Consider the following 23,259-nt stretch of genomic DNA (forward strand, 5'->3'; position numbering starts at 1 on the left):
GGGGGGGCACGCATGTGCGCCTTCCCCGTGGGGGAGGGAGGGCGCAGTCCGGGACAGGGTCCCGGGTGGGGTTAAGCCTTTCTTGGCAGATACCAAGCTTGTGGGGACCGCATGGCGTAGTTTGGGCGGAAGACACGACCGTCTGGGCCTATAGCTAGCGCCGTATGGCAATTTCGCATTTGAATGTTCTTGAAGGTTCCGCCACCCATGCGGTTTTGAGCTTCAGATAGCGAGATTAGGTTCCCCCCTAGTTGTAGCTCTCCGTCGATTTCAACCTCCTCCCCTCGGAAGTCGATCGTCAAAAATACGTTTCCTTTGGCACGGCGAAACTTAACCCAATTTGTCTTGAATTCGATGTCCCAGAACTGACCGATACTAGCAGCCATGATGTTTTGCTTTATCTCGACCTCAGGCCAAAATTCTTCGTCAGGTATGAAAACGTTTAGTCTGAACTCTCCGTCTATCTGTTGATATCCGATTATCGAGTTTCCCCCATAGTCTATTGCTGAGACGCAATCTTCTACAATCATTGAGCCTAACCTAAGAACTCTTTGTTCTCGATTTCCGCCGAGGTAACCGCTTATTTTGCCTTTGCGGATATTAATTGGATTGGCTTTGGCTGAGTAGGATTTAGTTTTGGGGAGTTTTCCATATTCTGTGTGATGGCTCGGGCAAAGGGCAACCATATGTTCTGGTTTGAAGTGCTTTTCTTCACGCCATTCAATAATATGATGGTATTCAATAATTGGACAGCCGCAGACGGCGCATCCAAATCCAGCTTCTTGACGAAGCTGCCGTGCGATCGCTGCAGGTGGCGTCCTACCCCTCAAACATCCAACTCCTCCACAAACTGCGCGTTTTGCTGAATATACGCAAACCGCATCTCCGGCTTCTTCCCCATCAGCCGCTCCACCAGATCCCCGGTCTCGCCCGGCACATCCTCGTCCACGGTCACGCGGATCAGCTTGCGGGTTGCAGGGTCCATCGTGGTCTCTTTCAGGTCCTTCGCGTCCATCTCGCCCAGACCCTTAAAGCGGCTCACGTCGATCTTGCCTTTGCCGCCGAGACCCTTCTCCAACCACATGTTTTTCTCTGCCTCATCAAGGCAATAGATCCGTTTCGCCCCCTGCGTCAGGCGGAACAGCGGCGGGCAGGCGAGGTACAGATGCCCCGCGTCGATCAGCGGGCGCATTTGGGTAAAGAAAAACGTCATCAACAGCGACGCGATATGCGCGCCGTCGACGTCGGCGTCGGTCATGATGATGATCTTGTCATAGCGCAGATCGTCGAGGTTGAATTTCGTGCCCATCCCAACGCCAAGCGCCTCGCAAAGGTCGTTGATCTCGGCGTTGGTGGTGAGCTTGCTCGAGGCCGCGCCCAGCACGTTCAGGATCTTACCCTTGAGCGGCAGCAGCGCCTGCGTATTCCGGTTGCGCGCGCCCTTGCCAGAGCCACCCGCCGAGTCGCCCTCGACGATGAACAACTCGGTGCCTTCGCGGGTCTTGTTGGTGCAGTCGGTCAGCTTGCCGGGCAGACGCAGCTTCTTGGTGGCGGATTTACGGGCGGTTTCCTTTTCCTGCTTGCGGCGCATCCGCTCCTCGGCGCGCAGGACGAGGAAATCGAGGATCGCACCGGCGGATTTCGTGTCCGCAGCTAGCCAGTTGTCAAAGTGGTCGCGCACGGCGTTCTCAACCAGACGCGCGGCCTCGGTTGTGGCCAGACGGTCCTTGGTCTGGCCGACGAATTCTGGCTCGCGAATAAAGCAGGATACCAGCGCGCAGCCCCCGGTGATCAGGTCGTCGCGGGTGATGTCCTTGGCCTTGCGGTTGTTCGCCAGCTCGCCATAGGCCCGGATGCCCTTGAGGATCGCAGCCCAAAAGCCGCCCTCATGGGTGCCGCCTTCGGGCGTGGGGACGGTGTTACAGTAGGACTGGATGAAGCCGTCGCGGGCAGGGGTCCAGTTGATCGCCCATTCGACCTTGCCCGGCACGCCAAAGCGTTCTTGGAACTCGACCGTTCCGGCAAAGGGGTTTTCGGCATAGGTGGTTGATTTGCCAAGTGTTTCGCGCAGGTAATCAGCCAGACCGCCGGGGAAGTGAAAGGTCGCCTCCATCGGCGTGTCGCCGTCTTCAATCTCAGATTTCCAGCGGATTTCTACGCCGGAGAACAGATAGGCTTTGGACCGGACCATCTTGAGCAAGCGGGCGGGTTTGAAACGGTGGGCGCCGAAAATCTGCTCGTCTGCGTGGAAAGTCACTGTGGTGCCGCGCCGGTTGGGCGCCGCGCCGATCTTCTCCACCGGGCCTTGCGGGATCCCGCGGGAGAAGCGTTGTTCGAACAGTTCGCGGTTGCGCGCGACCTGCACCACCATCGAATCCGACAGCGCGTTAACCACGGATGCACCAACCCCGTGCAGACCGCCCGAGGTCTGATAGGCTTTGCCCGAGAACTTGCCGCCCGCGTGCAGCGTGCAGAGGATTACTTCAAGCGCGGATTTGTCGGGAAACTTCGGGTGCGGGTCAATCGGGATGCCGCGGCCGTTGTCGCGAATGGTGACCGAATAATCGGCATTCAGCTCCACCTCGATCCGGTTGGCATGGCCCGCCACCGCTTCGTCCATCGAGTTGTCAAGCACTTCGGCCACAAGGTGGTGCAGGGCGCGTTCATCTGTGCCGCCGATATACATGCCGGGGCGCTTGCGGACAGGCTCCAGCCCCTCCAGCACTTCGATGGAGGAGGCATCGTATTCGGTGGGTTCCTGGCCGGAAAGAAGATCGGTCATGCGGGCCTGCTCTTTGTTTGTGGGTGGGGGCCATTTTGACAGCCCCGCGCGCCGGGGGCAATCGCGGGTTTGTCTTGTTGGGTGGATTTAACCGGGTCAGCTGGCTTTGGCGCGCAGCCAATCGGCAAGGGTCTCTTCGTCGATGCGTCCTTGGGCCACTTCGCGGATCAGGTCGCCTGCCTCGACGGTGTCGTGGTCAAGTTGCACCCCATTGAGATCAAGACAGATATCGAGAACGAGATGCGCGGTTCGCTTGTTCGCGTCGTTAAAGACATGCCCAGTGGCAACCGCCACGCAATAAGCCGCAGCGAGGTCAAAGACATCTTCGATCATGCCGTAGACCAGTCTGTTGTCGACCCGTGCCAGCGCTCCTTCGAGTGATTTGTCCAAGGCCATGCCGGCTAGCTCACCGGGGTTTAACGCGGAATCATGGATCCTGACGACGAGGTCAGGTGAAAGCAGCACATAGGTCATTTATCTTTGAGATAGTCCAGAACCGGCTGATTGATGTGCTTTCTGCGGGCAATGCTCTCCATCACCTCATCCAGCGTGGCCACGCGCGGCTCCTCCTGCAGGGTCGCCTCAGCCGGTACGAAATACCCCACACAGCGTGAGTTCTTCATCACCGCCACGGGTTTGCCACCGGAGCGTTCCAATACCTTATGCGGTTCGCGCATTTCGGTCATGGTGGCGATGTGGTTGGTATGGATGCGGGTCATGGCGTGGCTCCTGAATGCATATCTCAATATACATTTGGTTGCGCATTTTACAAGGGCCGCGCCCCGCACCAATCAAGGATCGCCTTTGCCGCAAACGACGGTTTTTGGTGGTGCAACCAGTGGTCCGCGCCTTCTATCTCAACCCGAGTAAGGTCTGGCGCGAAGGTTTCCAGCCCCGCGGTGGCTTCGGGCAAAAGGGCGGTATCCTCCGCCCCCCAGATCAGCAGATGCGGGCAGTTCACGCGCAAACGTTCAACTGGGAATTCTGGCAGGTCGCGCAGGGGCGTGCCGGGGGCCGCGACTTGCAGGGGAGAGGCGCGATACCAATTAATCATCGCCCTCAGCCGCCCCGGACGCCCCCATTCCGCGCGGTAATCCTCAAGCCGCTCTGTGGTCAGCCAACCCAGGTCCATATGCGCCGAAAAGAGCTTTAGCAGCCCGGCGAAATCGTCTTTGGCCAGCCTCACCGCGCTGCCTTCGGCGCGCAGCGCGTTAATATATTGCGAGGCGCGCGACTGCGCACCGCCTGCGGCCATGGCACGTTGAAAAGGCACGGGATGCACGCCGTTGAGAATGATTAGCCGGGCCACCAATTCGGGTCGGAACATCGCCAGTGCGTAGCCCACCGAAGCGCCCCAGTCATGCGCCAACACCGTCACCGGCCTGTCCCCGATCAACGCGGCCATATCGGCCATAAGATGCGCCATCGCGTAGGGTTCGATCCCTTCGGGCGCACTGCTTTGGCCATAGCCGCGCTGGTCGGGGGCGATGCAGTGAAAGTGCTGGCAAAGCAGCGGGGCCAGATCGCGCCATGCGCCGCCATATTCGGGAAAGCCATGGAGCATGAGCAGCGGCGGAAGGCTTTCATCGCCCCAATGGCGTATGAAAATCTCCTGACCGTTCACGGGGCGGGTTTCGGTCCGTGTTGGTTCCATCGCGCTCCCTCCTGCCATCAGCTTTGCCGCTTAGGGCCGCAGACGCAAGGAATTCGTGGCAAAATCAGGGCAGCAAAGCCCCGCAACCCTATGACAGAGCGCAAAAACCGGACTTTCCCTTTGCAGCGGCCCGGCGTAAGGCTGGCCCATGACCAAAGTAATGACCAACCGCAATCACGTCCGGGCGATCCTGACGCTTGGCCTGCCGCTGATCGGCGGACATCTGGCACAGATGGCCATCGGGGTGACCGATACGGTCATGCTAGGCTGGTATTCGGTCGAGGCGCTGGCGGCGGTGGTGCTGGGCAGTACCTATTTCTTCGTGCTGTTCATCTTCGGTTCGGGCTTTGCCATGGCGGTGATGCCGCTGGTGGCCGCCTATGACGCCGAGGATGACGAGATTGGCCTGCGCCGCGCCACGCGCATGGGGCTGTGGCTGTCGGTGGGTTTTGCGATGATCGCGCTGCCCGCGATGATCTGGTCGCCTGCGGTGCTGGACCTGTTGGGGCAGGGGCCGAACCTTGCCGATACGGCGGGCGATTACCTCAAAGTCGCGGGCTGGGGGATTGTGCCCGCGCTGCTGGTCATGGTGCTGAAATCCTACCTTGCCGCTTTGGAACGGACGCAGGTCGTGCTGTGGATCACCCTGCTGGCTGCCGTGATCAATGCGATGGCGAACTACGCGCTGATTTTCGGCAACTGGGGCGCGCCGGAGCTTGGCGTGATGGGCGCGGCGGTGGCCTCGGTCACGACGCAATGCGTTTCGCTTATCGGGGTGGTGATCTATGTGCTGATCGCCCTGCCGCAACACAGTCTGTTCGTGCGGCTCTGGCGGGTCGATACGCAGATGCTGGTGCGGGTCTTTACGCTGGGGCTGCCGATTGGTCTGACCACGCTAAGCGAAGTCGGTCTGTTTGCGGCCTCTTCGTTGATGATGGGCTGGCTCGGAACGATCCCGCTGGCGGCGCATGGGATTGCGATCCAGCTCGCCTCTCTGACCTTCATGGTGCATCTGGGGCTGAGCAACGTCGCCACGATCCGCGCGGGCAATGCCTATGGCCGCCGCGACGTGCCGCATATGAAGCGCGGCGCGGTGATTGTCACGGTCCTGTCGCTGGTCTTTGCGCTGATCACCATGGTCGGTTTCGTGGGTTGGCCCGAGCCGCTGATCTCGGTTTTCATGCAGGAGGATGAGCCTGCGCGGGTTGAGATACTTGCTATTGGCACCGGCCTTCTGGTCATGGCCGCGCTGTTTCAACTGGTCGACGGGGCGCAGGTCGTGGCGCTTGGCCTGCTGCGCGGGGTGCAGGATACCAAAATCCCGATGGTGATGGCCGCGATCAGCTATTGGGTGGTCGGGATGCCCTGCTCCTATTTCCTTGGCTTCACGCTGGGGTTTGGGGCCATGGGCATTTGGGCCGGTCTGGTGGCGGGGCTGGGCGTCGCGGGGCTGCTGCTCAACGCGCGGTTCTGGGGCGTCACGGTTAAATCACTGGCCGGGTAACTCTCAGCCCCGATCCATCCGATCCGCCTTTTTGCGCACCAGCGTGCTGCGCAGATCATGCATTGCCAGCAACAGGTCATCGGTCACGGCGTCAAGCTCGGCATCCGTGGCACGCGATTGCACCCATTGCGTGGTGAGGTTCAGATGCTCCACCGCGCGGCGGATGTCGTCAATTTCTCGCGCGGCGAGGGTTTCGCGGCGCGCCTTTGTCCAGCGGGCGATCTCGGACTTATCGGCTTCGGTCAGATGGTGCTGCCCATGGGGCTTTACCTCACCGTTGCGGATGTTGACGACGGCGATCTGCTCCATCTCGATACGGCGCTGGCGGTTTTCGGCATCCAGCCGAAACACCGCCGCGCCATTCTCGCGGACCCTGAAATAATAGTCGGGAAGATCGCCTGCCATGGTTCGCCTTTACGTCAGCCCGGCACAGAAGGTTTGGATGCGGGTGCATGCCTCTTTCAGCGCCTCGTCAGACGTAGCGTAGCTGACGCGGAAATTCGGCGAAAGACCGAAGGCCGCGCCAAAGACGACCGCCACGCCGGTTTCCTCAAGCAGCGCGGTGGCAAAGGTCTCATCATCCGAGATCTTGGTGCCCGCCGCCGAGGTCTTGCCGATCAGCCCCGCGATGGAAGGGTAGACGTAGAACGCCCCCTCGGGCGTCGGACAGGTGATGCCCTCAATGGCCGAGAGCATGTCGACCACCAGATTGCGGCGGCGCACGAACATCTCGTTGTTCTCAGCGATGTAATCCTGTGTGCCGTTCAGTGCCTCAACCGCAGCCCACTGGCTGACCGAGCAGGGGTTCGACGTGCTTTGCGACTGGATTTTGCGCATCGCGCCGATCAGCTTTTCCGGGCCTGCGGCATAGCCGATGCGCCAGCCGGTCATGGCATAGGCTTTGGACACGCCGTTGACCGTCAGCGTGCGGTCGTAAAGCGCGGGTTCTACCTCAGCCGGGGTGCAGAACGCGAAGCCGTCATAGGCGAGGTGCTCATACATATCGTCGCTCATCACCCAGACATGCGGGTGGCGCATCAGCACATCGGTCAGCGCCTTCAACTCGTCGCGGCTATAGCCCGCGCCGGTGGGGTTTGAGGGCGAGTTGAAGATGAACCATTTGGTCTTCGGCGTGATCGCCTCTTCCAGCGCCTCGGGGGTCAGTTTGAAATTATTCTCAAGCGTGGCGGGGGCAATCACTGGGGTGCCGCCTGCGAGCAGCACCATATCGGGATAGCTGACCCAATAGGGCGCGGGGATCACGACCTCTTCGCCGGGGTTCATCGTGGCCATCAGCGCGTTATAGAGGACCTGCTTGCCGCCCGTGCCAACGCTGACCTGCGCGGGCGTGTAATCCAGCCCGTTGTCGCGCTTGAACTTGGCGCAGATCGCCTGTTTCAACTCGGGGATGCCATCCACGGGAGTGTATTTCGTCTTGCCCGCGTTGATTGCGGCCACGGCTGCGTCCTTGATGTTCTGCGGCGTGTCGAAATCCGGCTCGCCCGCGCCAAGCGCGATGATGTCGCGCCCCGCGGCCTTGAGTTCTGCGGCCTTGGTGGTGACGGCGATGGTGGGCGACGGTTTGACCCGATCAAGGGTCGCGGACAGCAGTTCCATTTCAGCCTCGGGTTGCTTATGAATATCCCCACGTTCATAGGGGGCGGCCCCGCACCCGGCAAGGGTGTCTGGCAGGAGATAAAGCATGACCGACGAGATTGACTGGTACGGCCCCGAGGCCGCCACCTTTGGCGACCGGGTCGCGGCGGCCCGCGAACAGACCGGCATGACACAGGCGATGCTGGCCAAACGGCTGGGCGTGCGTCTGTCCACCCTGCGCGGCTGGGAGGACGACCTGTCTGAGCCGCGCGCCAACCGACTTTCGATGCTGGCGGGGCTTTTGAATGTCTCGATGATGTGGTTGATCAATGGCGAAGGCGAGGGGGTGGACGCCCCCGAAGCGGGCGAAACCGCGCGCCGCGTCGATCTGGAGGAAGTGCTGGCCGACATGCGCGCTCTGCGTACCGACCTGCTGAAAAAGGCCGAGACTGTCGGCAAAATGGAAAAGCGCATTCGGCGCCTGATGACGGAGCCCGCGGATGCCTGAGATCCATGAACACCGGTTGAAACGCCTGCAAATGCGCTCCATGCGCCGGGGCATCAAGGAAATGGACCTGATCCTATCGGCCTATGCCGAGGCGCGGCTGCCGCAGATGGATGACGCGGGGCTCACGCTCTATGATCAGATGCTCAATGAGAATGACCACGACCTCTATCTTTGGGTCAGCGGACAGGCCGACGCCCCCGCCAAATATGCGGCATTGGTCACGGATATCCGCGGCCAATTGGCCGAGGCGCGGAGCTGATGCAAAAAACCCGAAAGGGTTTAACGAATTATTCTGATTTTTCAGCGAGTTTCCGGTTCGAACAAGGTGAACCGGAGATTTCGCATGAGCATTCAAGACCCCGCTGCGCAGCCGATGGCCATAAAGGGTTTCATGGCAGGCTACCTTGAGTCCCTGTCCTTGGTCGAGCGGTTGCACCGCTTGCTGCTGGACGTGATCAAGGATGAATTCGAACGTGTCGGCGTGTTAGAGATCAACGCCGTGCAGGCGCTGCTTTTGTTCAACATCGGCGACAACGAGGTGACCGCAGGCGAGCTGAAAAGCCGCGGCTACTATCAGGGCAGCAACGTCAGCTACAACCTCAAGAAACTGGTCGAAATGGGCTATATGCACCACCAGCGCTGCGAGATTGACCGCCGATCTGTCCGCGTTCGGCTGACCGAAAAGGGGCGCTATATCCGCGATGTGGTGGCCGAGCTTTTCTCGCGCCATGCCGATGGAATGGAAAACAAGGGCGTGCTGGGCGATGCAGGGATCGAGGATATCACCCGCTCTCTCAAACGGATGGAACGGTATTGGACGGATCAGATCCGCTATATCTACTGATCGCGGGCAGGGGGGATGAGGTGCGAGTAGACCCTCCCCTCCACTTCCCGCAGGAGCTTTTGGATCATGGCGCGGGCGTAGTCCTCAAAACCCTCTGCCATCTCAACGAATGCGCCGGAGCCGAACATGACTTCGGCCCGGTAGTATGACGCCAACGCGCCGATCTCGGCCTGCCGACTGTCGCCAGGGGCTGGGTCTTCCGCGCCGATCACCAAACCGTTGATGGTCAGTTCCTGCGGCCCAAGGGGCTGGGCGTGCAACCTGTCGCGTATATCCCGGGGCCGCGGCCCGAAGTTCGAGATGCCGTCGCCCGAGATATCCAGCGTGTGTTTCTGGCAGGCGGCGCGCGTCGCCAACTGGCGCGCGCCAAACTGCATCGCATCCCCCAATGCCGTGCCGGGAGACGCCTCACGCCGCTCGGTGCTGCGCAAAAGTGCGATGGCCCCCTCAAGCGCCGCCGCGTCGCCCAACGGGGTCCAGGGCAAGATCACCGTCTGGTCACTGGACCCGCTCCATTCATAGATCATCAGGTCGACGCCATGCTCCGGCAGCGCCAGCAGGGCCTCCCGCACACGCGGATCGTTCAGCGCGTCGGCCAAACCGCCGATCTGCAACCGATACTCTCGCGCATCGACCGAACCAGAGACATCCAGCCCCAAGGCAAGCGCCTGCCGACAAGCGGCCTCGGCCGATGGGATGGCATTGATCGTGAGAAAAAGAGCGAGGGCCGCGCGGATCATCCCAGCGATCCGCTCAGCCTCGGCGGCCCCTCCTTGGGGGCGACCGAAGAGGGCACATCACGCACCGGACGCCGCGCGAGACGACAAAGGGCCGCCCGCGCTGCGCCCATGGGCGCAAGCATCAGCGCCATTAGGGCAGTGATGCAGAGCCTTACCAATGACCGGTGTTTTCCATGCTGGCCCAAGGGTCTTGCGCGGGCAGGGCGTCACCCTCTTGCAGCAGTTCGACCGAGATATTGTCGGGCGAGCGGACAAAGGCCATGCGCCCGTCACGCGGCGGGCGGTTGATGGTCACGCCGTTGTCTTGCAGGTGCTGGCAGGTCTCATAGATATTCTCAACCGTATAGGCGAGGTGGCCGAAATGGCGGCTATCGCTGGGCAGCGCGTCATCGCCATCCCAATTATAGGTCAGCTCCACATCCGCGTGGCCATCGTCCATGCCCGGCGGGCAGAGGAAAACCAGCGTGAAACGGCCCCCCTCGTTGTCGATCCGGCGCCGTTCCACAAGGCCCAGAAGTTTGTAAAATGCGATAGAGGCGTCCAGATCCTTCACGCGCACCATTGTGTGCAAGTATTTGATGGGCATCGGTTTTCCTTCAGTTGGGCCGCTTGGGGCAAGGTTGAAACACCCTGGTCGGGCCGAAAATTAGTCGTGAAAAAGTCGTCACAAAACGGGAAGCGGCAAAATATGCCCGCCGCGCTTTGATAGAGAGTTTAGGCGCGAAATCACCGGTGTCAAAGGCGGCGACGGCATTGCCGGGCGAATGCGCCCACACAGCCGCCTTGAGGCGCGCGGCGCGGAAGGGTATGCAAAGACAAATGCCACGGATAACGGGGGGTGCCTGCGTGAAACAGTACCATGATGCGCTGCGCGAAGTGCTGGAGCAGGGGGTGACCTCGACCGACCGCACGGGAACGGGGACGATCTCTCATTTCGGGATGCAACAGCGCTACCGGATGGCCGATGGCTTCCCGCTGGTGACGACGAAGAAGCTGCATCTGAAATCCATCGTGCATGAGCTTTTGTGGTTCCTATCTGGCGACACGAACATCGGCTACCTCAAGAAAAATGGCGTCCGCATCTGGGACGAATGGGCCGATGAGAACGGTGACCTCGGCCCGGTCTATGGCCATCAATGGCGGCGTTTTCCGATGGTGGGTGAGCCGATGCCGCAGCCCGATGGGACGGTGCTGCATCAGGCCGGTCAGGTCGATCAAATCGCCAAGTTGGTCGAGGCAATCGGCAAGACCCCCGACAGCCGCCGGCTGATCGTTTCGGCGTGGAACCCCGGCGAGGTAGATCAGATGGCGCTGCCGCCTTGCCATACGCTGTGGCAGGTACGCATCGCGGGCGGCAAGCTGCATTTGCAGCTTTACCAACGCTCGGCGGATATGTTCCTTGGCGTGCCGTTCAACATCGCCTCCTACGCGCTGCTGCTGGAGATGCTGGCCCATGTCACCGGCTACGTGCCGGGCGATTTCGTGCATTCGATGGGCGACGCGCATATCTATTCCAACCATCTGGAACAGGTGCAGACCCAACTTGCGCGCACCCCCAAGCCGCTGCCAAAGCTGCGGATCAACCGCGAGGTGAGCTCGATCTTTGATTTCCGCTATGAGGATTTCACCTTCGAAGGCTATGACCCCGACCCCGCAATCAAAGCGCCGGTGGCCGTCTGATGCTGAGCCTGATCGTCGCCCGTGCCCGCAATGGTGCTATTGGCAAAGACGGGGATATCCCTTGGTCGTTGCCCGAAGACCTGAAATTCTTTCAGCGCGAAACCACCGGCGGTGCCATCATCATGGGGCGCCGCACATGGGAAAGCCTGCCGTTCAAGCCTTTGAAAAGCCGCCTGAATTGCGTGGTCTCCAGCACCGATATTGAGGGCGTCCATGTGGCGCGCGACCCGGAGGCGGCCTTGGGCCATTGCGCGGCTGAGGGGTATCGTCGGGTCTACGGCATCGGCGGCGAAGGCATCTATCGCGCGCTTTTGCCCTTGGCGGATCGGCTCTTGGTGACCGAAGTCGACGTGGAAATCGACGCGGCAGACGCATTTTTCCCCGAGTTTGACCCCGAAGAATGGATCGAGCTTGGCAATCTTTGCCTGCGCGCGACGGGCCCGCGCGCCATCGCACGGGAGTGGCTGCGCCGCCGCTGACAGCCATTGACATGGGCCGCGCGCCGCGCATCACTGCGGCCTATGTTTGATCTGTCCGCACCGCCTGAGGGGTTTGTCGAAAACCCATTCCCCCATTACGACCGCCTGCTCCGCGAGGCCCCGGTGCTGCGCCAGCCCGATGGCTCTGTGTTGATCTGCCGCCACGCGGACCTGAACGCGATTTACCGCGACACCAGGCTTTATATCTCGGACAAAAAGCAGGCCTTCGCGCCGAAATTCGGTCCCGGCAGCCCTCTGTTTGAGCACCACACCACGAGCCTCGTGTTCAATGACCCACCGTTGCACACCCGCGTGCGGCGGATCATGACATCGGCTCTGACGCCTAAGGCGCTGGCACGGATGGAGCCGGGGTTGATCGACACGGTAGACCGTCTGCTGGAAGGGCTGGGCCCCACGCCGGACCTGATCGAGGACTATGCCAGTTGCATTCCGGTGCAGATTATCGGCAACCTGCTGGACGTGCCGATGGAAGAACGCGGCCCCCTTCGGGACTGGTCACTGGCGATCCTCGGCGCGCTGGAGCCTACCTTGAGCGAAGCGGAGCTGGAGGCGGGCCATACTGCTGTGCGCGCGTTCAAAGCCTATCTGCAAGACCTCATCGCCCGGCGCCGGGCTGAGCCGGGGGATCCTGAAACCGACGTGCTGACGCGGCTCATTGCCGGAGATGACGGCGGGCAGTTGACCGAGATCGAGTTGATTCAAAACTGCATTTTTATTCTCAACGCAGGCCATGAGACGACAACCAACCTGATCGGCAGCGCCCTCGCGCTGCTGCATGACCACCCGGATCAAAAGGCGCGATTGCTGGCGGAACCCGCGCTGATCGGCCCCTGTATCGAAGAGGTGCTGCGCTTCCGCTCGCCCAACCAGTTCGGCAACCGCGAAACCACGGCCCCCGTCACCATAGGCGGGGGGGAGATTGCCGCGGGGACCAACCTGCATCTTTGCATCGGAGCGGCCAACCGCGACCCGGAAGTCTTTGAGGATCCGATGAAATTCGATATCGGGCGCAAACCCAATCGGCATCTGGCCTTTGCCGGCGGACCGCATGTCTGCGTGGGGCTGACCTTGGCACGGATGGAAGGGAAAATCGCCCTCCAACGCTTTCTGAACCGTTACCCGGACTATGAAATCAGCGCGGCGCGTCAGGGCGGCGGGCGCATCCGTTTTCACGGCTATGCGACGCTTCCGGCGCGGTTGAGTTAAAGGCGCACTGCCATAAAAGACTGGACTTGATGTAGGCGCCCCGGCAATCTTCGTTAATATTGTATATAATTGCGAGGATTATCATGCGTCTAACGACAGCTATTGCAGCGGCGATAGGGCTGCTTTCTGCGGGCTTGGCCGGTCAGGTCTCGGCCGAGCCAAAGGTCTATGCCTATCCTAGCAGCGCGAATTATTGCCCGGCTGGATTGCAGCCGGTGACGCTTGGCGGCGCTATTGGCTGCGGGACACCGAACCAGCCCATGACCTATGCAGAGGTCAAGGCGCATCCGGTGGTCCACCGTCACCGCCATCGCCACTCGCACCGCACGGTGACACTGCGCCGTTCAGCCCGTGTGCCTTGCCCGGTCGGGGCAAAGGGCTGTTCGTATCAGTGAGCTCTCAAGCAACGCCCGGCGCGGGACGCCGGGTGTTCTTTTGCGATTTTATGGCTAGAGCAGGGCGAGATCGGTGGCCATCTGCCGACCGTCGCGGCCTTCGGTCAGCTCGTAGCTGACCTTTTGATCGTCCGCCAAGCCGGTCAGGCCAGAGCGTTCGACCGCCGAAATATGAACAAATACATCGTTCCCGCCGCTCTCGGGGGCGATGAACCCGTAGCCTTTGGTGGTGTTAAACCATTTCACGGTGCCCGTTGGCATAATCTCCGCGCCTCCTTTGTCTTTGCGTCTCTGCGTCGAGCAGAATGGCGAAAGCGATTGAATTGCGACCCGCCATAAGAGAAAGATCGCGCGGACTTGGAAAAAATCAAGCGATCAGGTGCGAAACCCGCAATTGGGGGCGCGATCGCGTGGCTGAGGGAGACGGATGTGCTAATTTATGGGCTAAAAAACTGTGACAGCTGTCGCAAGGCGAAAAAGGCGCTGCCAGAGGCGGAGTTGGTCGATGTTCGGGAGGCGGGCGTGCCGGGGGCGGTTTTGGCGCAGGCCCATGAGCAATTTGGCGCGGCCTTGCTCAACACCCGCTCCACCACTTGGCGGGGGCTGGATGAAGAGGCGCGCAAGCAGGCCCCGCTCGCCCTGATAGAAGCTCATCCAGCGCTGATGAAACGGCCTCTGATCTCGGTGGGTGACAAGCTATTTCTCGGTTGGAACAAGGAGATAGAGGTCGACGTTCATGCGATGCTTTAACCTCGGCCTGTAATCAGCCGGTCCAGTGACAATGGTCCGGCCCCTTTGACGACCAGCACCAACAGCAAGAACACCCAGAGCGCCCGCTGGTCAAGGATATGGGCATCGGGAAAGCGGTCGAACCACGCGCCAAGCGCGCTGCCATGGCCGTAAAGATCGGTGAGGGATTGCACCACGACAAAGCCCACCATCGCCAGTGCCGCCAGTCGGGTCAGCAGGCCAAAGACGATGAGCAGCGGCAAGATAAATTCCGCCACCGTTCCGGCGACGACGACGAGCCAATGGAACACTCCAAGCGCGTCGCTGTCATAGCCCACGGCCTCAAACACGCGAGGGAAGATTTGCGCATAGGCTCCGGTGGATGGGGTAAAGATGCCCAAGGGGCCGGGCCCGAGTTTGGTCAGCCCGGCATTCAGGAAATAGACCAGCAACACTGCGGCAAAGAGGAACCGGGCGAGGGTCGGAAGCAGCCAGTCGGCCCGCTCCAGACGGTCGGCGGCGTTGCGGTATAGGGTAAGAAGCCGGGTCATTTGCTGTCCTCCACTGAAATTGCGCTGAAGACACCGTGGCTCAGGGCGAGGGTTAGTGCGGCTGCGAGGTCAAACGCGGGCTGGGCGCCCACCGTGGCGTCATGGGCCGCCCCGAAGGGCAAGCCGTCGGCAAGGTGGGATAGCCATAGCGCCGCACCGGGCGGCAGCAGATGCGGCGCGGGATCATAGGCGGGGCGGGTGATTACAACATCCTGCGCTGCGCTGCGGGGCTTGGGCGCGTCCTCGGTGAAGTTATAGCGCCAGATGTCAGAAAGCGGCCAGTCTGACCGCAAGACGCGGGTCGCGGGCGCGATGGTGAGCCTTGCCCCCATCAATGCGTCGGGACCAAGCGTTTCGAAGAACTTCGGGTCAAGCGGAGCCGCGTCAGCCGCGTGGTAAGAGGCACGCAGCGCGAGGTCGAGCCGTGCCGCATCGGTGAGGTAGCCAATCTTGGCCAAAGGGGCGAAAGCCGCGATAAAGGCGGGGAATTCCGTGCCGTAGTGCATCATCATCGGAGATGTCGGTGGATGCGCGCGGACGTAAAGCGGGGCCAGTTCGGCAAAGTTGCGGGCGCCGATCAGCTTGCGCACAAGGGGAAAGGCCACTTCGAGCGCGGCGATCAGGGAATGCGTGACGTTGTTGCGATAAACGCCATAGCGCGCACCCGCCGGTTGCCCCCGGCCATCGCGCAGCCCAGCGGGTGCGGGCCGTGACGGATCAAGCAGGGCCGCGCGAAAGCTGTGTTGGCCGGTCACACCAGCACCTCAGCGGCGCGAGTGGCTTCGGCCCGTAGGATGGGCCAGTCCGGCACGTCATTGTCCCACTCGACCAGCACCGGCTTTGGCCCGGTTTGGGCCAGCGTGTAGCTTAGCAATTCCCAAACAGGATCGACGACCGGTTTGCCATGGCTGTCGATCAAAAGCGGCGCGCCGTGATCGTCGGTGTCATTATCATGACCGCCCACATGAATCTCGCCCACATGGTCAGTCGGGAAGGCGTCGATGTAGCCCTGTGCCGACAGCCCGAGATTGGTGGCCGAAATGAAGACATTGTTGACATCCAGCAAGAGACCGCAGGAGGTACGCGCTATAATCTCGGCCAAAAAGTCCGTTTCAGACAAGTCAGATTCCGCGAACGCGAGGTAGCTGGAGGGGTTTTCCAGCAGCATTTGCCGACCCAAGACGTCTTGGACTTGGTTAATATGTGACGCCACGCGGGTCAGCGTTTTCTCGGTGTAGGGCAGCGGGAGGAGATCGTTGAGATACTCCATCCCATGGGTCGACCACGCCAGATGTTCGGAGAAGGACGCGGGCTGCGTCCGGTCACAGAGGGTTTTGAGCCGTGCGAGATGGGCCGCGTCCAGCGGCCCTTCGCCACCGATCGACAGGCCGACGCCATGGACCGACAGGGCGAAACGGTCCTGCAAGGCGCGCAGCTGCGCATGGGGGCGGCCACCGTCGCCCATGTAGTTTTCCGCATGCACCTCGATCCAGCGGACCGGGCCAGGATCGGCCATCAAGCCATCGAAATGTCGAGATTTAAATCCGACGCCGGGGGCATTGGGCAGCGTTGTAACAGGGGGGGTATCGTCGCGCATATCGGCCTCCGGCATGTTGCGGGGCGGGGTTCCGGGCGGGGATGCCGCCCGGAACGCTATAGATTAAGCGGGCAGGTCGCGGTCGAGCGCTTCCAAAGAGCCGGTCCGCTCGGTCCCGTCTGCCATGTCGGGCAGGTCGATCTCGGCGCAGGTGCCTGCGTCGACAAGGGACCATGCGTTGCCTTGGTAATCCGTAACGGATGTGCCGGCGCAGGTGGTGCCGGGTCCGGCGGCGCAATCGTTCTCACCGGCCAGCGACACGCCGTAGCATTTCTCTTGCGAGGCGGCTGTGGCGGTGGTGGCGTGGCTGCCGAGTGCGGCAGCGACGGCCCCTGCGATGGCGGCGGTTTTAAGTGTGTTGGACATTGTGGTTTCCTTCCTGATGTTTGGACAGGCTTACTAGAGCAGCCCGTTCCCTCACAAGCCAGTCACGAGCGAGTGTGTCACAGTCCCGTCAGAAAATACGCCGAAAACCAGTGAAAATTGCAACCATCCCGCGCAGGAAGGCGCGAATTGTTACAAAAACGCTCCCGCGGGCAGAGGGCAAATTACCCAAAAGGCCGCCGGAGCGCAGTTTTGTTACAGGCTGTTAGCGCAGGTCAGGCGGGGTCGCGTCCTGCGCCAGTTCGGCGGTGAGCGCATCGAGGGGCTGAACCGACGTTTGCTTTTGCCCCAGACGGCGCACGGAAACGGTACGCTCTTCAACTTCGCGCGCGCCCACGGCGAGGATCACCGGCACCTTGCCCAGCGAATGCTCGCGGACCTTGTAGTTGATCTTCTCGTTGCGCATATCCGCTTCGGCGCGGACGCCAGCGGCCTTAAGGGTCTCGACGACCTCGGCGACATAGTCATCCGCTTCGGAGGTGATGGAGGCGACGACGACTTGCCGCGGAGCGAGCCAGAAGGGCAGTTTGCCAGCGTGTTCCTCGATCAGAATACCGATGAAACGCTCGAAGCTGCCCAAAGTGGCGCGGTGCAGCATCACAGGGCGGTGCTTGTTGCCGTCCTGCCCGATGTAGCTGGCCTCCAGCCGCTCGGGCAGGTTGGCATCAACCTGTAGGGTGCCGCACTGCCAGTTGCGGCCGATGGCATCGGTCAGGGTGAATTCGAGCTTCGGCCCGTAGAAGGCGCCTTCGCCCTCCAGCACCTCAAAGTCATAGCCCGCGGCCTTGCAGGCATCGCCAAGCGCCTGCTCCATGTTGTCCCATGTCTCATCGGAACCGATCCGCTTTTCGGGGCGGGTGGAGAGCTTGATGGTCCAGTTCTCAAACCCGAGGTCGGCATAGACCTTCGACAGAAAGGCGATGAACTTGGCGGTTTCCGAGGTGATTTGATCCTCGGCGCAGAAGATATGCCCATCGTCTTGGGTAAAGCCGCGCACCCGCATGATGCCATGCAGCGCCCCCGAAGGCTCATAGCGCGCGCAGGAACCGAACTCGGCCATCCTGAGCGGCAGGTCGCGGTAGGATTTCAGGCCCTGGTTGAAGACCTGCACGTGGCAGGGGCAGTTCATCGGCTTGAGCGCGTTCACCGCTTTTTCGCGGGCATGTTCCTCGTCGACTTCAACGATGAACATGTTCTCTTGGTATTTGTCCCAGTGGCCGGATTTTTCCCACAGTTTGCGGTCGACGACCTGGGGAGTGTTCACCTCGACATAGCCGTCGCGGTCCTGCATGCGGCGCATGTAGTCTTGCAAGGTGGTGTAGATGCGCCAGCCGTTGGGGTGCCAGAAGACTTGGCCGGGCGCCTCTTCCTGCATGTGGAACAGGCCCATCTCTTTGCCCAGCTTGCGGTGGTCACGCTTGGCGGCTTCTTCGAGCATGTTGAGATGCGCGCGCAGCTTTTCCTTGCCGGTGAAGGCCACGCCGTAGATCCGTTGCAGCATGGCACGGTCGCTGTCACCGCGCCAATAGGCACCGGCGATGGACATCAGCTTGAACGCGTCGCCCGGCACTTGGCCAGTGTGTTGCAGGTGCGGGCCACGGCAGAGGTCTTGCCAGTCGCCGTGCCAATACATCCGCAGCGGCTCATCGCCGGGGATCGAGTTAATCAGCTCGACTTTGTAAGGCTCGCCGTTGTTCTCATAATGCTTGATCGCACGGTCGCGGTCCCAAACCTCGGTCCGGACGGCGTCGCGTTTGTTGATGATCTCTTTCATCTTCTTTTCGATCGCACCGAGGTCTTCGGGGGTGAAGGGCTCTTTGCGGTCAAAGTCGTAGTACCAGCCGTCTTTGATCACCGGGCCGATGGTCACTTTGGTGTCGGGCCAGATTTCCTGCACGGCGCGGGCCATGATATGCGCGAGATCGTGGCGCACCAGTTCATTGGCCTGTTCTTCGTCGGCCATGGTGTGGATCGCAATGTCGGCGTCCGCTTCGATCGGCCACGCCAGATCGAAATGCGCACCGTTGACGGTGGCGCTGATGGCCTTTTTGCCCAAGGATTTTGAGATGTCGGCGGCCACTTCGCCAGCGGTGATACCGGCGTCATATTGGCGGCTATTGCCATCGGGAAGGGTGAGGGAGATTTGGGCCATCTTGGGCGCTCCTCGTCGGTTTGGCGCCTACGAGACGCCCGGTTGCGGGTTATGTGTTGCGCCTATGTGGCGGGGCGGGGGCGTCTTGTCAATGCAAGCAGAGCTTGTGCGGGGAAGTTGCGGCCCTGCGGCGGCGCGCTATGTCAGGCGGGCAACAACAAGGATGGGTCACATGCAAGACGACACGGCGCAGCGCGCTTTCGAGACGATTTCGGGGGCGGATGACCCGGCACCGGGGTTGGACGACAAGGCGCAGCGGGCCGAGGCGCGCAATGGGCTGCGCCATATCCTGTCGTTGTCGATGACCAAAGTGGCCGATGGGCTGATCGATCCCAAGCTGGTGTTGGCGTGGCTGCTGAGTGCCCTCGGCGCGCCTGCGGTTTTCGCGGGCGCCCTGGTGCCGATCCGTGAGGCCGGATCGCTTTTGCCGCAGATCGCGCTGGCGGGCGTGGTGCAGCGCATGGCGCGGCGCAAATGGGCTTGGGTCTGGGGCTCGGTCGGGCAGGGAGCGGCGGCGGCGCTGATCGCCCTTGCCGCGCTGAGCCTTGAAGGGGCCACGGCGGGCTATGCCATCTGCGCCGCCCTCGCGCTGTTGGCCGTTTGCCGCGCCGCCTGTTCGGTGTCGTTCAAGGAAATTCTGGGCAAGACCGTGGGTAAAACCCGGCGTGGATCGGTGACCGGTCTGGCGGGGTCCGTGTCCTCGGTCGGGGTGGTGATCTTTGCCGGGCTCTTGATGTCGGGTCTGTTTCAAAGCCGCGGTGTCGTCGTGGTGGCGATTGCGCTGGCAGCGGGGCTTTGGGTCGCGGCGGCGCTGCTCTTCTCGACGATTGAAGAGACGCCGAGCGAGACCGAAAAAAACAATGGCGTGGATTTCAAACTGCTGCGCGGCAATCGCGACCTGTGGCTGTTCATTCTGGTGCGCGGGCTTTTGGTGTCGACCGCCCTTGCGCCGCCCTATCTGGTGGTGCTGGCCGGATCGTCGGAGAGCGGGCAGTTGGGGCAGTTGGGCGCTTTGGTGCTGGCCTCGGCATTGGCGTCCTTGGTCAGCTCCTATGTCTGGGGGCGGCTGTCAGATATGTCGAGCCGCCGGGTGCTGATGCTGACAGGCATCGTCGGCGCACTGGCGATGGCGCTGGCGGTGGGGCTGTGGTTTCTTGGCATGGCGCAGGCGGTCTGGGCGATGCCCGGCGTGCTGTTTATCCTGATGATCGCCTATCACGGCGTACGGCAGGGGCGCTCGACCTACCTGGTCGACATGGCCCCGAAAGACCAGCGCGCCGCCTATGCCGCCGTGAGCAATACGGTGATCGGGCTGCTTTTGCTGCTGGCCGGGGTGCTGGGCGGTGGTGCTGCGCTGATCGGGGCGCAGGCGACGCTGATGCTCTTTGCCGTGATGGCGGTCGCCGCCGCGGTTCTGGCCCATTGGCTGCCGGAGGTTGAGCATCTTTCCGAGGACTGACTTGCCCTCATCCGCGGCGATGCCCATGATTGGGCCAAAGACGGAGGCAGCATGTCAGACAGCAAATTCATCGACACCCCAGAGGGGCGGCGCATCGCCTATTACAAGACCGAAGGGGCGGAGCCCTGCGTGGTTTTCCTCGGCGGGCTGAAGTCCGACATGATGGGGACCAAGGCGGTCTATCTCGAAGACTGGGCGCGGGCCGAGGGGCGGGCGTTTCTGCGGTACGACTACTCCGGTCACGGGGAATCCTCGGGCAGCTTTACCGAAGGCTGCATCGGCGATTGGCACGAAGATACGCTGGCCGCAGTCGCAGCACTGACCGAGGGACCGCTGGTCGTCGTAGGGTCGTCTATGGGCGGCTGGCAGGCGCTGCTTTTGGCCCGGCACCTGCCAGAGCGCATTGCCGGGCTGGTCGGCATCGCCGCTGCACCTGATTTTACCGAAGACGGATACTGGGCGAATTTCACCGAGGCGCAGAAACAGACGTTGGCAGAGGTCGGGCAGGTCGAACTGCCGTCGGACTATATGGAGCCCTATGTCATCACCCGCCGCATGATCGAGGATGGGCGCAAGCGGCTGGTGCTGCGGGAGGCGCTCGAATTGCCGTTCCCCGTGCGGCTGCTGCAGGGCACGGCCGATACGGCCGTCAGTACGGCCACGGCGGTGCGGCTGCTGGAGCACGCGCAGAGCCCCGATATGCAACTGACGCTGGTCAAAGGCGCCGATCACCGCTTCTCAGACGCGCGCTGTCTGGCGATGATCGTCGCGGCGATAAACGAGGTTTCCGGCAAAGAGGGCTGACCCGAGGCGCGGGCATGGAACCGCCGATAAGGTTGCGCCCCCGATGCCACCCCAAACCACCCATGCTAAGAGACCGCCAAACCCAAGGGGGACGGCATGAAACCACGTCATTTCAACCGCATACCGCAGCGGAGCCTGCGCAATGGCTGAGCCGCTTGTTCTGCTGCCCGGCATGATGTGCGACGCCCGTGTCTTTACGCCACAGGTCCGAGCACTTTCCCCGCGCAGCACGGTGGTGCTGGCTCCGATCACCCAAGGGGAACGGATCGAAGAGATCGCCTCGGGCCTTTTGGATCAACTGCCACCGCGTTTCGCGCTGGTGGGGCAGGGCATGGGCGGTGTGGTGGCGCTGGAGCTTTTGCGTCGCGCCCCCGACCGGATCAGCCGCATTGCCTTGTTGGCGACGCAGGTGCTGGCCGAACTGCCCGCCATCGCCGCGGACCGGGAGCCGCAGATCATCATGGCGCAATCCGGCAAGCTGGGGGAAGCGATGCAGGCGCGGATGGCCTCGGGCTTTCTCGCCCCCGGCAAGGGGCGGGGCGAGGTGCTGACCCGCGCGATGGAGATGGCCGAGACGCTAGGCGGCGATACCTTTGTGCGCCAGTCCCGTGCTCTGCAACGGCGGCGGGACCAGCAAGCGGTGCTGCGCAAATGCAAGGTGCCGGCACTGGTGCTTTGTGGGGAGCATGACATGCTCTGCCCGGTCAAACGCCACGCCTTTATGGCCGAGATGATCCCCTATGCCAAGCTGACGGTGCTGGAGGATGCAGGCCATTGGCCCAGCCTAGAGGCACCAGAGGCCACAACCGCCGCGCTGCGCGACTGGCTGCATCAACCTCTGGTGCTGCAGTAGGGCGGCGGCTCAGGCCACTGCCGGTTTGTCGGTCTTCTTGGGCGCGGATTTCTGAGACTCGGGCGTTTTCGGCTCGGCCTGGCCATTGTTGGCATCGATAAAGTCCAGCACCAAGGGCCGGATATTATTGCGCCAGCTTGCGCCCGCGAAGATCCCGTAGTGGCCCGCCCCATCTTCGAGATGGCTGGCCTTTTTGGAATCCGGCAGACCGGTCAGCAGATCAAGCGCCGCGATGCATTGGCCGGGGGCAGAGATGTCATCCTTGCTGCCCTCAACCGTCTTGACCGCCACCGTGGTAATCTTGCCGATATCGACCTGACGGCCCGCCACGGTAAAGACGTTCCGCGCGATCTCGCGTTCCTTAAACACGCGCTGCACGGTTGAGAGGTAGAACTCCGCCGGCATGTCCATCACGGCGAGGTATTCGTCGTAGAACTTGTTGTGCTTGTCATGCTCATGCGCCGCTTTTTGCGCCACGCGGGTGATTTGATTGGTAAAGGCATCGCGGTGGGTGTCGTTGTTCATCGAAATGAACGACGCCAGTTGCAACAGCCCCGGATAGACCTTGCGGCCCACGCCCGCGTATTTAAAGCCGACTTGCTGGATCATCAACTGCTCAAGCTGGCCCATGGTGACACTATGACCAAAGTCGGTCACATCGGTAGGCGCGGCATCCGGGTCAATTGGGCCGCCAATCAACGTCAGCGAGCGGGGCTGCGCTTCGGGCGCTTCTTCGGCCAGATAGGCGGTGGCGGCAAGCGTCAGGGGCGCCGGCTGACACACGGCGATCACATGGGTGTCGGGGCCAAGGTGGTGCATGAAATCAACGAGGTAGAGCGTATAATCCTCGATGTCGAACTTGCCCGCACTAACTGGAATATCACGCGCATTGTGCCAGTCTGTCACATAGACGTCGCAATCAGGCAGCAGGGAGATCACAGTGGACCTCAGGAGCGTGGCATAATGACCGGACATCGGCGCGACCAGCAGAACCTTGCGGCCCGTCTCTTTGCGGCCTTGGACCGAGAATTTCAGCAGATCGCCAAAGGGGCGTTCCATCACCGGCTCGATGCTGACCAGACAATCTTGGCCTGTGGGACCGACCACCGGGGGGATGTCCCAATCGGGCTTCACGACCATGCGGGCGAAACTACGCTCCGTCACTTCGCCCCATGCGGCGAGCCATTCCATCGCAGGGTTTGGAAACAGAGAGAAAGCCGGGTAGGATGCCATAGCAAGCGCCGAAGCGCCGAGCCATTGATTGGTATTCCGGATGGACTCCATCATGTCGTAGGTGGCCATATAGCGCATGTGGGGGCTC

Annotated in this window: 28 protein-coding genes; 12 read left to right on the forward strand and 16 right to left on the reverse strand. The window is 61.7% G+C overall.

Annotated elements, in window-relative coordinates:
* Nucleotides 1–71: 71 nt before the first annotated feature.
* The 5 genes from J3456_RS02270 to J3456_RS02290 form a co-directional block, all read right to left on the reverse strand.
* The gene (locus tag J3456_RS02270) at nucleotides 72–830 is read right to left on the reverse strand and encodes an HNH endonuclease signature motif containing protein (RefSeq protein WP_349578715.1); all 759 of its coding nucleotides are present in this window, start codon (nucleotides 828–830) and stop codon (nucleotides 72–74) included.
* Complete coding sequence (gene parE / locus J3456_RS02275) at nucleotides 827–2,782, reverse strand: DNA topoisomerase IV subunit B (RefSeq protein ID WP_349578716.1); 1,956 nt, start codon at nucleotides 2,780–2,782, stop codon at nucleotides 827–829. The genes J3456_RS02270 and parE overlap by 4 nt, the downstream gene beginning before the upstream one ends.
* Before the next feature lie 96 nt (nucleotides 2,783–2,878).
* On the reverse strand, nucleotides 2,879–3,256 hold the full coding sequence (locus tag J3456_RS02280) for a type II toxin-antitoxin system death-on-curing family toxin (RefSeq protein WP_259945441.1): 378 nt from the start codon (nucleotides 3,254–3,256) through the stop codon (nucleotides 2,879–2,881).
* On the reverse strand, nucleotides 3,253–3,501 hold the full coding sequence (locus J3456_RS02285) for a hypothetical protein (RefSeq protein ID WP_093926785.1): 249 nt from the start codon (nucleotides 3,499–3,501) through the stop codon (nucleotides 3,253–3,255). Before J3456_RS02285 ends, J3456_RS02280 begins: the two co-directional genes overlap by 4 nt.
* A gap of 47 nt (nucleotides 3,502–3,548) precedes the next feature.
* Entirely contained in the window at nucleotides 3,549–4,436 is an 888-nt protein-coding gene (locus tag J3456_RS02290) for an alpha/beta fold hydrolase (protein ID WP_349578717.1), read from the reverse strand.
* A gap of 148 nt (nucleotides 4,437–4,584) precedes the next feature.
* On the opposite strand from J3456_RS02290, the gene J3456_RS02295 reads away from it, so the two are divergent.
* Complete coding sequence (locus J3456_RS02295) at nucleotides 4,585–5,940, forward strand: MATE family efflux transporter (RefSeq protein WP_067622910.1); 1,356 nt, start codon at nucleotides 4,585–4,587, stop codon at nucleotides 5,938–5,940.
* Nucleotides 5,941–5,943: 3 nt separating this feature from the next.
* Here J3456_RS02295 and J3456_RS02300 read toward each other — a convergent pair whose 3' ends face one another.
* Nucleotides 5,944–6,345 carry a hypothetical protein gene (locus J3456_RS02300; protein ID WP_349578718.1) on the reverse strand — a complete coding sequence of 134 codons (402 nt, stop codon included), beginning with the start codon at nucleotides 6,343–6,345 and terminating at the stop codon, nucleotides 5,944–5,946.
* A gap of 9 nt (nucleotides 6,346–6,354) precedes the next feature.
* Nucleotides 6,355–7,557 carry a pyridoxal phosphate-dependent aminotransferase gene (locus J3456_RS02305; RefSeq protein ID WP_349578719.1) on the reverse strand — a complete coding sequence of 401 codons (1,203 nt, stop codon included), beginning with the start codon at nucleotides 7,555–7,557 and terminating at the stop codon, nucleotides 6,355–6,357.
* A gap of 85 nt (nucleotides 7,558–7,642) precedes the next feature.
* Between J3456_RS02305 and J3456_RS02310 the strand changes: the two genes are divergently transcribed.
* From J3456_RS02310 to J3456_RS02320, 3 genes are all read left to right on the forward strand, one after another.
* Complete coding sequence (locus J3456_RS02310) at nucleotides 7,643–8,044, forward strand: helix-turn-helix domain-containing protein (protein ID WP_120351523.1); 402 nt, start codon at nucleotides 7,643–7,645, stop codon at nucleotides 8,042–8,044.
* The gene (locus J3456_RS02315; RefSeq protein WP_349578720.1) at nucleotides 8,037–8,303 is read left to right on the forward strand and encodes a succinate dehydrogenase assembly factor 2; all 267 of its coding nucleotides are present in this window, start codon (nucleotides 8,037–8,039) and stop codon (nucleotides 8,301–8,303) included. Before J3456_RS02310 ends, J3456_RS02315 begins: the two co-directional genes overlap by 8 nt.
* Before the next feature lie 84 nt (nucleotides 8,304–8,387).
* Entirely contained in the window at nucleotides 8,388–8,888 is a 501-nt protein-coding gene (locus J3456_RS02320) for a MarR family winged helix-turn-helix transcriptional regulator (protein WP_067942516.1), read from the forward strand.
* Here the strand turns inward: J3456_RS02320 and J3456_RS02325 are convergent.
* On the reverse strand, nucleotides 8,882–9,628 hold the full coding sequence (locus J3456_RS02325) for a DUF1194 domain-containing protein (RefSeq protein WP_349578721.1): 747 nt from the start codon (nucleotides 9,626–9,628) through the stop codon (nucleotides 8,882–8,884). The two genes, J3456_RS02320 and J3456_RS02325, sit on opposite strands and share 7 nt — an antisense overlap.
* Before the next feature lie 151 nt (nucleotides 9,629–9,779).
* On the reverse strand, nucleotides 9,780–10,214 hold the full coding sequence (locus J3456_RS02330) for a VOC family protein (protein WP_349578723.1): 435 nt from the start codon (nucleotides 10,212–10,214) through the stop codon (nucleotides 9,780–9,782).
* A gap of 260 nt (nucleotides 10,215–10,474) precedes the next feature.
* On the opposite strand from J3456_RS02330, the gene J3456_RS02335 reads away from it, so the two are divergent.
* From J3456_RS02335 to J3456_RS02350, 4 genes are all read left to right on the forward strand, one after another.
* On the forward strand, nucleotides 10,475–11,308 hold the full coding sequence (locus J3456_RS02335; RefSeq protein ID WP_349578724.1) for a thymidylate synthase: 834 nt from the start codon (nucleotides 10,475–10,477) through the stop codon (nucleotides 11,306–11,308).
* A complete protein-coding gene (locus tag J3456_RS02340; RefSeq protein ID WP_349578725.1) occupies nucleotides 11,308–11,787 on the forward strand; it encodes a dihydrofolate reductase in 480 nt (159 codons plus the stop codon). Before J3456_RS02335 ends, J3456_RS02340 begins: the two co-directional genes overlap by 1 nt.
* A 42-nt stretch (nucleotides 11,788–11,829) precedes the next feature.
* A complete protein-coding gene (locus tag J3456_RS02345) occupies nucleotides 11,830–13,014 on the forward strand; it encodes a cytochrome P450 (protein ID WP_349578726.1) in 1,185 nt (394 codons plus the stop codon).
* Between the two features lie 83 nt (nucleotides 13,015–13,097).
* A complete protein-coding gene (locus J3456_RS02350) occupies nucleotides 13,098–13,409 on the forward strand; it encodes a hypothetical protein (protein WP_259945402.1) in 312 nt (103 codons plus the stop codon).
* 54 nt (nucleotides 13,410–13,463) lie between these two features.
* Here the strand turns inward: J3456_RS02350 and J3456_RS02355 are convergent, their stop codons facing one another.
* Nucleotides 13,464–13,670 carry a cold-shock protein gene (locus J3456_RS02355; protein WP_067262111.1) on the reverse strand — a complete coding sequence of 69 codons (207 nt, stop codon included), beginning with the start codon at nucleotides 13,668–13,670 and terminating at the stop codon, nucleotides 13,464–13,466.
* A gap of 168 nt (nucleotides 13,671–13,838) precedes the next feature.
* Here J3456_RS02355 and J3456_RS02360 point away from each other — a divergent pair, with 168 nt between their 5' ends.
* Nucleotides 13,839–14,159: an ArsC/Spx/MgsR family protein gene (locus J3456_RS02360; protein WP_349578727.1), complete on the forward strand. Its 321-nt coding sequence runs from the start codon at nucleotides 13,839–13,841 to the stop codon at nucleotides 14,157–14,159.
* On the opposite strand, the gene J3456_RS02365 is transcribed toward J3456_RS02360, so the two are convergent.
* The 5 genes from J3456_RS02365 to thrS all read right to left on the reverse strand — a co-directional run bounded on the left by J3456_RS02365 (nucleotide 14,156) and on the right by thrS (nucleotide 18,822).
* Nucleotides 14,156–14,689, reverse strand: coding sequence for a DoxX family protein (locus tag J3456_RS02365; RefSeq protein ID WP_349578728.1), 534 nt, complete (start codon nucleotides 14,687–14,689; stop codon nucleotides 14,156–14,158). The two genes, J3456_RS02360 and J3456_RS02365, sit on opposite strands and share 4 nt — an antisense overlap.
* Nucleotides 14,686–15,444 (reverse strand): HvfC/BufC family peptide modification chaperone, encoded by a 759-nt coding sequence (locus J3456_RS02370; RefSeq protein ID WP_349578729.1) that lies wholly within the window; start codon nucleotides 15,442–15,444, stop codon nucleotides 14,686–14,688. The genes J3456_RS02365 and J3456_RS02370 overlap by 4 nt, the downstream gene beginning before the upstream one ends.
* Nucleotides 15,441–16,286, reverse strand: coding sequence for an MNIO family bufferin maturase (bufB, locus tag J3456_RS02375; RefSeq protein ID WP_349578730.1), 846 nt, complete (start codon nucleotides 16,284–16,286; stop codon nucleotides 15,441–15,443). Before bufB ends, J3456_RS02370 begins: the two co-directional genes overlap by 4 nt.
* 63 nt (nucleotides 16,287–16,349) lie before the next feature.
* Nucleotides 16,350–16,652 carry a BufA1 family periplasmic bufferin-type metallophore gene (locus J3456_RS02380; RefSeq protein WP_349578731.1) on the reverse strand — a complete coding sequence of 101 codons (303 nt, stop codon included), beginning with the start codon at nucleotides 16,650–16,652 and terminating at the stop codon, nucleotides 16,350–16,352.
* A gap of 223 nt (nucleotides 16,653–16,875) precedes the next feature.
* On the reverse strand, nucleotides 16,876–18,822 hold the full coding sequence (gene thrS / locus J3456_RS02385; protein ID WP_349578732.1) for a threonine--tRNA ligase: 1,947 nt from the start codon (nucleotides 18,820–18,822) through the stop codon (nucleotides 16,876–16,878).
* Between the two features lie 172 nt (nucleotides 18,823–18,994).
* Here thrS and J3456_RS02390 point away from each other — a divergent pair, with 172 nt between their 5' ends.
* From J3456_RS02390 to J3456_RS02400, 3 genes are all read left to right on the forward strand, one after another.
* Entirely contained in the window at nucleotides 18,995–20,281 is a 1,287-nt protein-coding gene (locus J3456_RS02390) for an MFS transporter (protein ID WP_349578733.1), read from the forward strand.
* 51 nt (nucleotides 20,282–20,332) lie between these two features.
* The gene (locus J3456_RS02395) at nucleotides 20,333–21,085 is read left to right on the forward strand and encodes an alpha/beta hydrolase (protein WP_349578734.1); all 753 of its coding nucleotides are present in this window, start codon (nucleotides 20,333–20,335) and stop codon (nucleotides 21,083–21,085) included.
* A gap of 142 nt (nucleotides 21,086–21,227) precedes the next feature.
* Nucleotides 21,228–21,938 carry an alpha/beta fold hydrolase gene (locus J3456_RS02400; RefSeq protein WP_067622867.1) on the forward strand — a complete coding sequence of 237 codons (711 nt, stop codon included), beginning with the start codon at nucleotides 21,228–21,230 and terminating at the stop codon, nucleotides 21,936–21,938.
* Between the two features lie 9 nt (nucleotides 21,939–21,947).
* Here the strand turns inward: J3456_RS02400 and phaZ are convergent, their stop codons facing one another.
* The gene (gene phaZ, locus J3456_RS02405) at nucleotides 21,948–23,249 is read right to left on the reverse strand and encodes a polyhydroxyalkanoate depolymerase (protein WP_349578735.1); all 1,302 of its coding nucleotides are present in this window, start codon (nucleotides 23,247–23,249) and stop codon (nucleotides 21,948–21,950) included.
* Nucleotides 23,250–23,259 lie beyond the last annotated feature (10 nt).

It is taken from the genome of Sulfitobacter sp. NFXS29 (genome assembly GCF_040148765.1).
In the GTDB taxonomy this organism is placed as follows: domain Bacteria; phylum Pseudomonadota; class Alphaproteobacteria; order Rhodobacterales; family Rhodobacteraceae; genus Sulfitobacter.

Excerpts from the sequence above, each read along its gene's own strand:
- thrS (WP_349578732.1), bottom strand. The coding sequence starts at position 18,822 with ATGGCCCAAATCTCCCTCACCCTTCCCGATGGCAATAGCCGCCAATAT.
- J3456_RS02295 (WP_067622910.1), top strand. The coding sequence starts at position 4,585 with ATGACCAAAGTAATGACCAACCGCAATCACGTCCGGGCGATCCTGACG.
- J3456_RS02345 (WP_349578726.1), top strand. The coding sequence starts at position 11,830 with ATGTTTGATCTGTCCGCACCGCCTGAGGGGTTTGTCGAAAACCCATTC.
- phaZ (WP_349578735.1), bottom strand. The coding sequence starts at position 23,249 with ATGCGCTATATGGCCACCTACGACATGATGGAGTCCATCCGGAATACC.
- J3456_RS02325 (WP_349578721.1), bottom strand. The coding sequence starts at position 9,628 with ATGATCCGCGCGGCCCTCGCTCTTTTTCTCACGATCAATGCCATCCCA.
- J3456_RS02340 (WP_349578725.1), top strand. The coding sequence starts at position 11,308 with ATGCTGAGCCTGATCGTCGCCCGTGCCCGCAATGGTGCTATTGGCAAA.
- J3456_RS02305 (WP_349578719.1), bottom strand. The coding sequence starts at position 7,557 with ATGGAACTGCTGTCCGCGACCCTTGATCGGGTCAAACCGTCGCCCACC.
- J3456_RS02350 (WP_259945402.1), top strand. The coding sequence starts at position 13,098 with ATGCGTCTAACGACAGCTATTGCAGCGGCGATAGGGCTGCTTTCTGCG.
- bufB (WP_349578730.1), bottom strand. The coding sequence starts at position 16,286 with ATGCGCGACGATACCCCCCCTGTTACAACGCTGCCCAATGCCCCCGGC.
- parE (WP_349578716.1), bottom strand. The coding sequence starts at position 2,782 with ATGACCGATCTTCTTTCCGGCCAGGAACCCACCGAATACGATGCCTCC.
- J3456_RS02390 (WP_349578733.1), top strand. The coding sequence starts at position 18,995 with ATGCAAGACGACACGGCGCAGCGCGCTTTCGAGACGATTTCGGGGGCG.
- J3456_RS02380 (WP_349578731.1), bottom strand. The coding sequence starts at position 16,652 with ATGTCCAACACACTTAAAACCGCCGCCATCGCAGGGGCCGTCGCTGCC.
- J3456_RS02315 (WP_349578720.1), top strand. The coding sequence starts at position 8,037 with ATGCCTGAGATCCATGAACACCGGTTGAAACGCCTGCAAATGCGCTCC.
- J3456_RS02310 (WP_120351523.1), top strand. The coding sequence starts at position 7,643 with ATGACCGACGAGATTGACTGGTACGGCCCCGAGGCCGCCACCTTTGGC.
- J3456_RS02280 (WP_259945441.1), bottom strand. The coding sequence starts at position 3,256 with ATGACCTATGTGCTGCTTTCACCTGACCTCGTCGTCAGGATCCATGAT.
- J3456_RS02355 (WP_067262111.1), bottom strand. The coding sequence starts at position 13,670 with ATGCCAACGGGCACCGTGAAATGGTTTAACACCACCAAAGGCTACGGG.
- J3456_RS02320 (WP_067942516.1), top strand. The coding sequence starts at position 8,388 with ATGAGCATTCAAGACCCCGCTGCGCAGCCGATGGCCATAAAGGGTTTC.
- J3456_RS02395 (WP_349578734.1), top strand. The coding sequence starts at position 20,333 with ATGTCAGACAGCAAATTCATCGACACCCCAGAGGGGCGGCGCATCGCC.
- J3456_RS02400 (WP_067622867.1), top strand. The coding sequence starts at position 21,228 with ATGGCTGAGCCGCTTGTTCTGCTGCCCGGCATGATGTGCGACGCCCGT.
- J3456_RS02290 (WP_349578717.1), bottom strand. The coding sequence starts at position 4,436 with ATGGAACCAACACGGACCGAAACCCGCCCCGTGAACGGTCAGGAGATT.
- J3456_RS02365 (WP_349578728.1), bottom strand. The coding sequence starts at position 14,689 with ATGACCCGGCTTCTTACCCTATACCGCAACGCCGCCGACCGTCTGGAG.
- J3456_RS02285 (WP_093926785.1), bottom strand. The coding sequence starts at position 3,501 with ATGACCCGCATCCATACCAACCACATCGCCACCATGACCGAAATGCGC.
- J3456_RS02330 (WP_349578723.1), bottom strand. The coding sequence starts at position 10,214 with ATGCCCATCAAATACTTGCACACAATGGTGCGCGTGAAGGATCTGGAC.
- J3456_RS02300 (WP_349578718.1), bottom strand. The coding sequence starts at position 6,345 with ATGGCAGGCGATCTTCCCGACTATTATTTCAGGGTCCGCGAGAATGGC.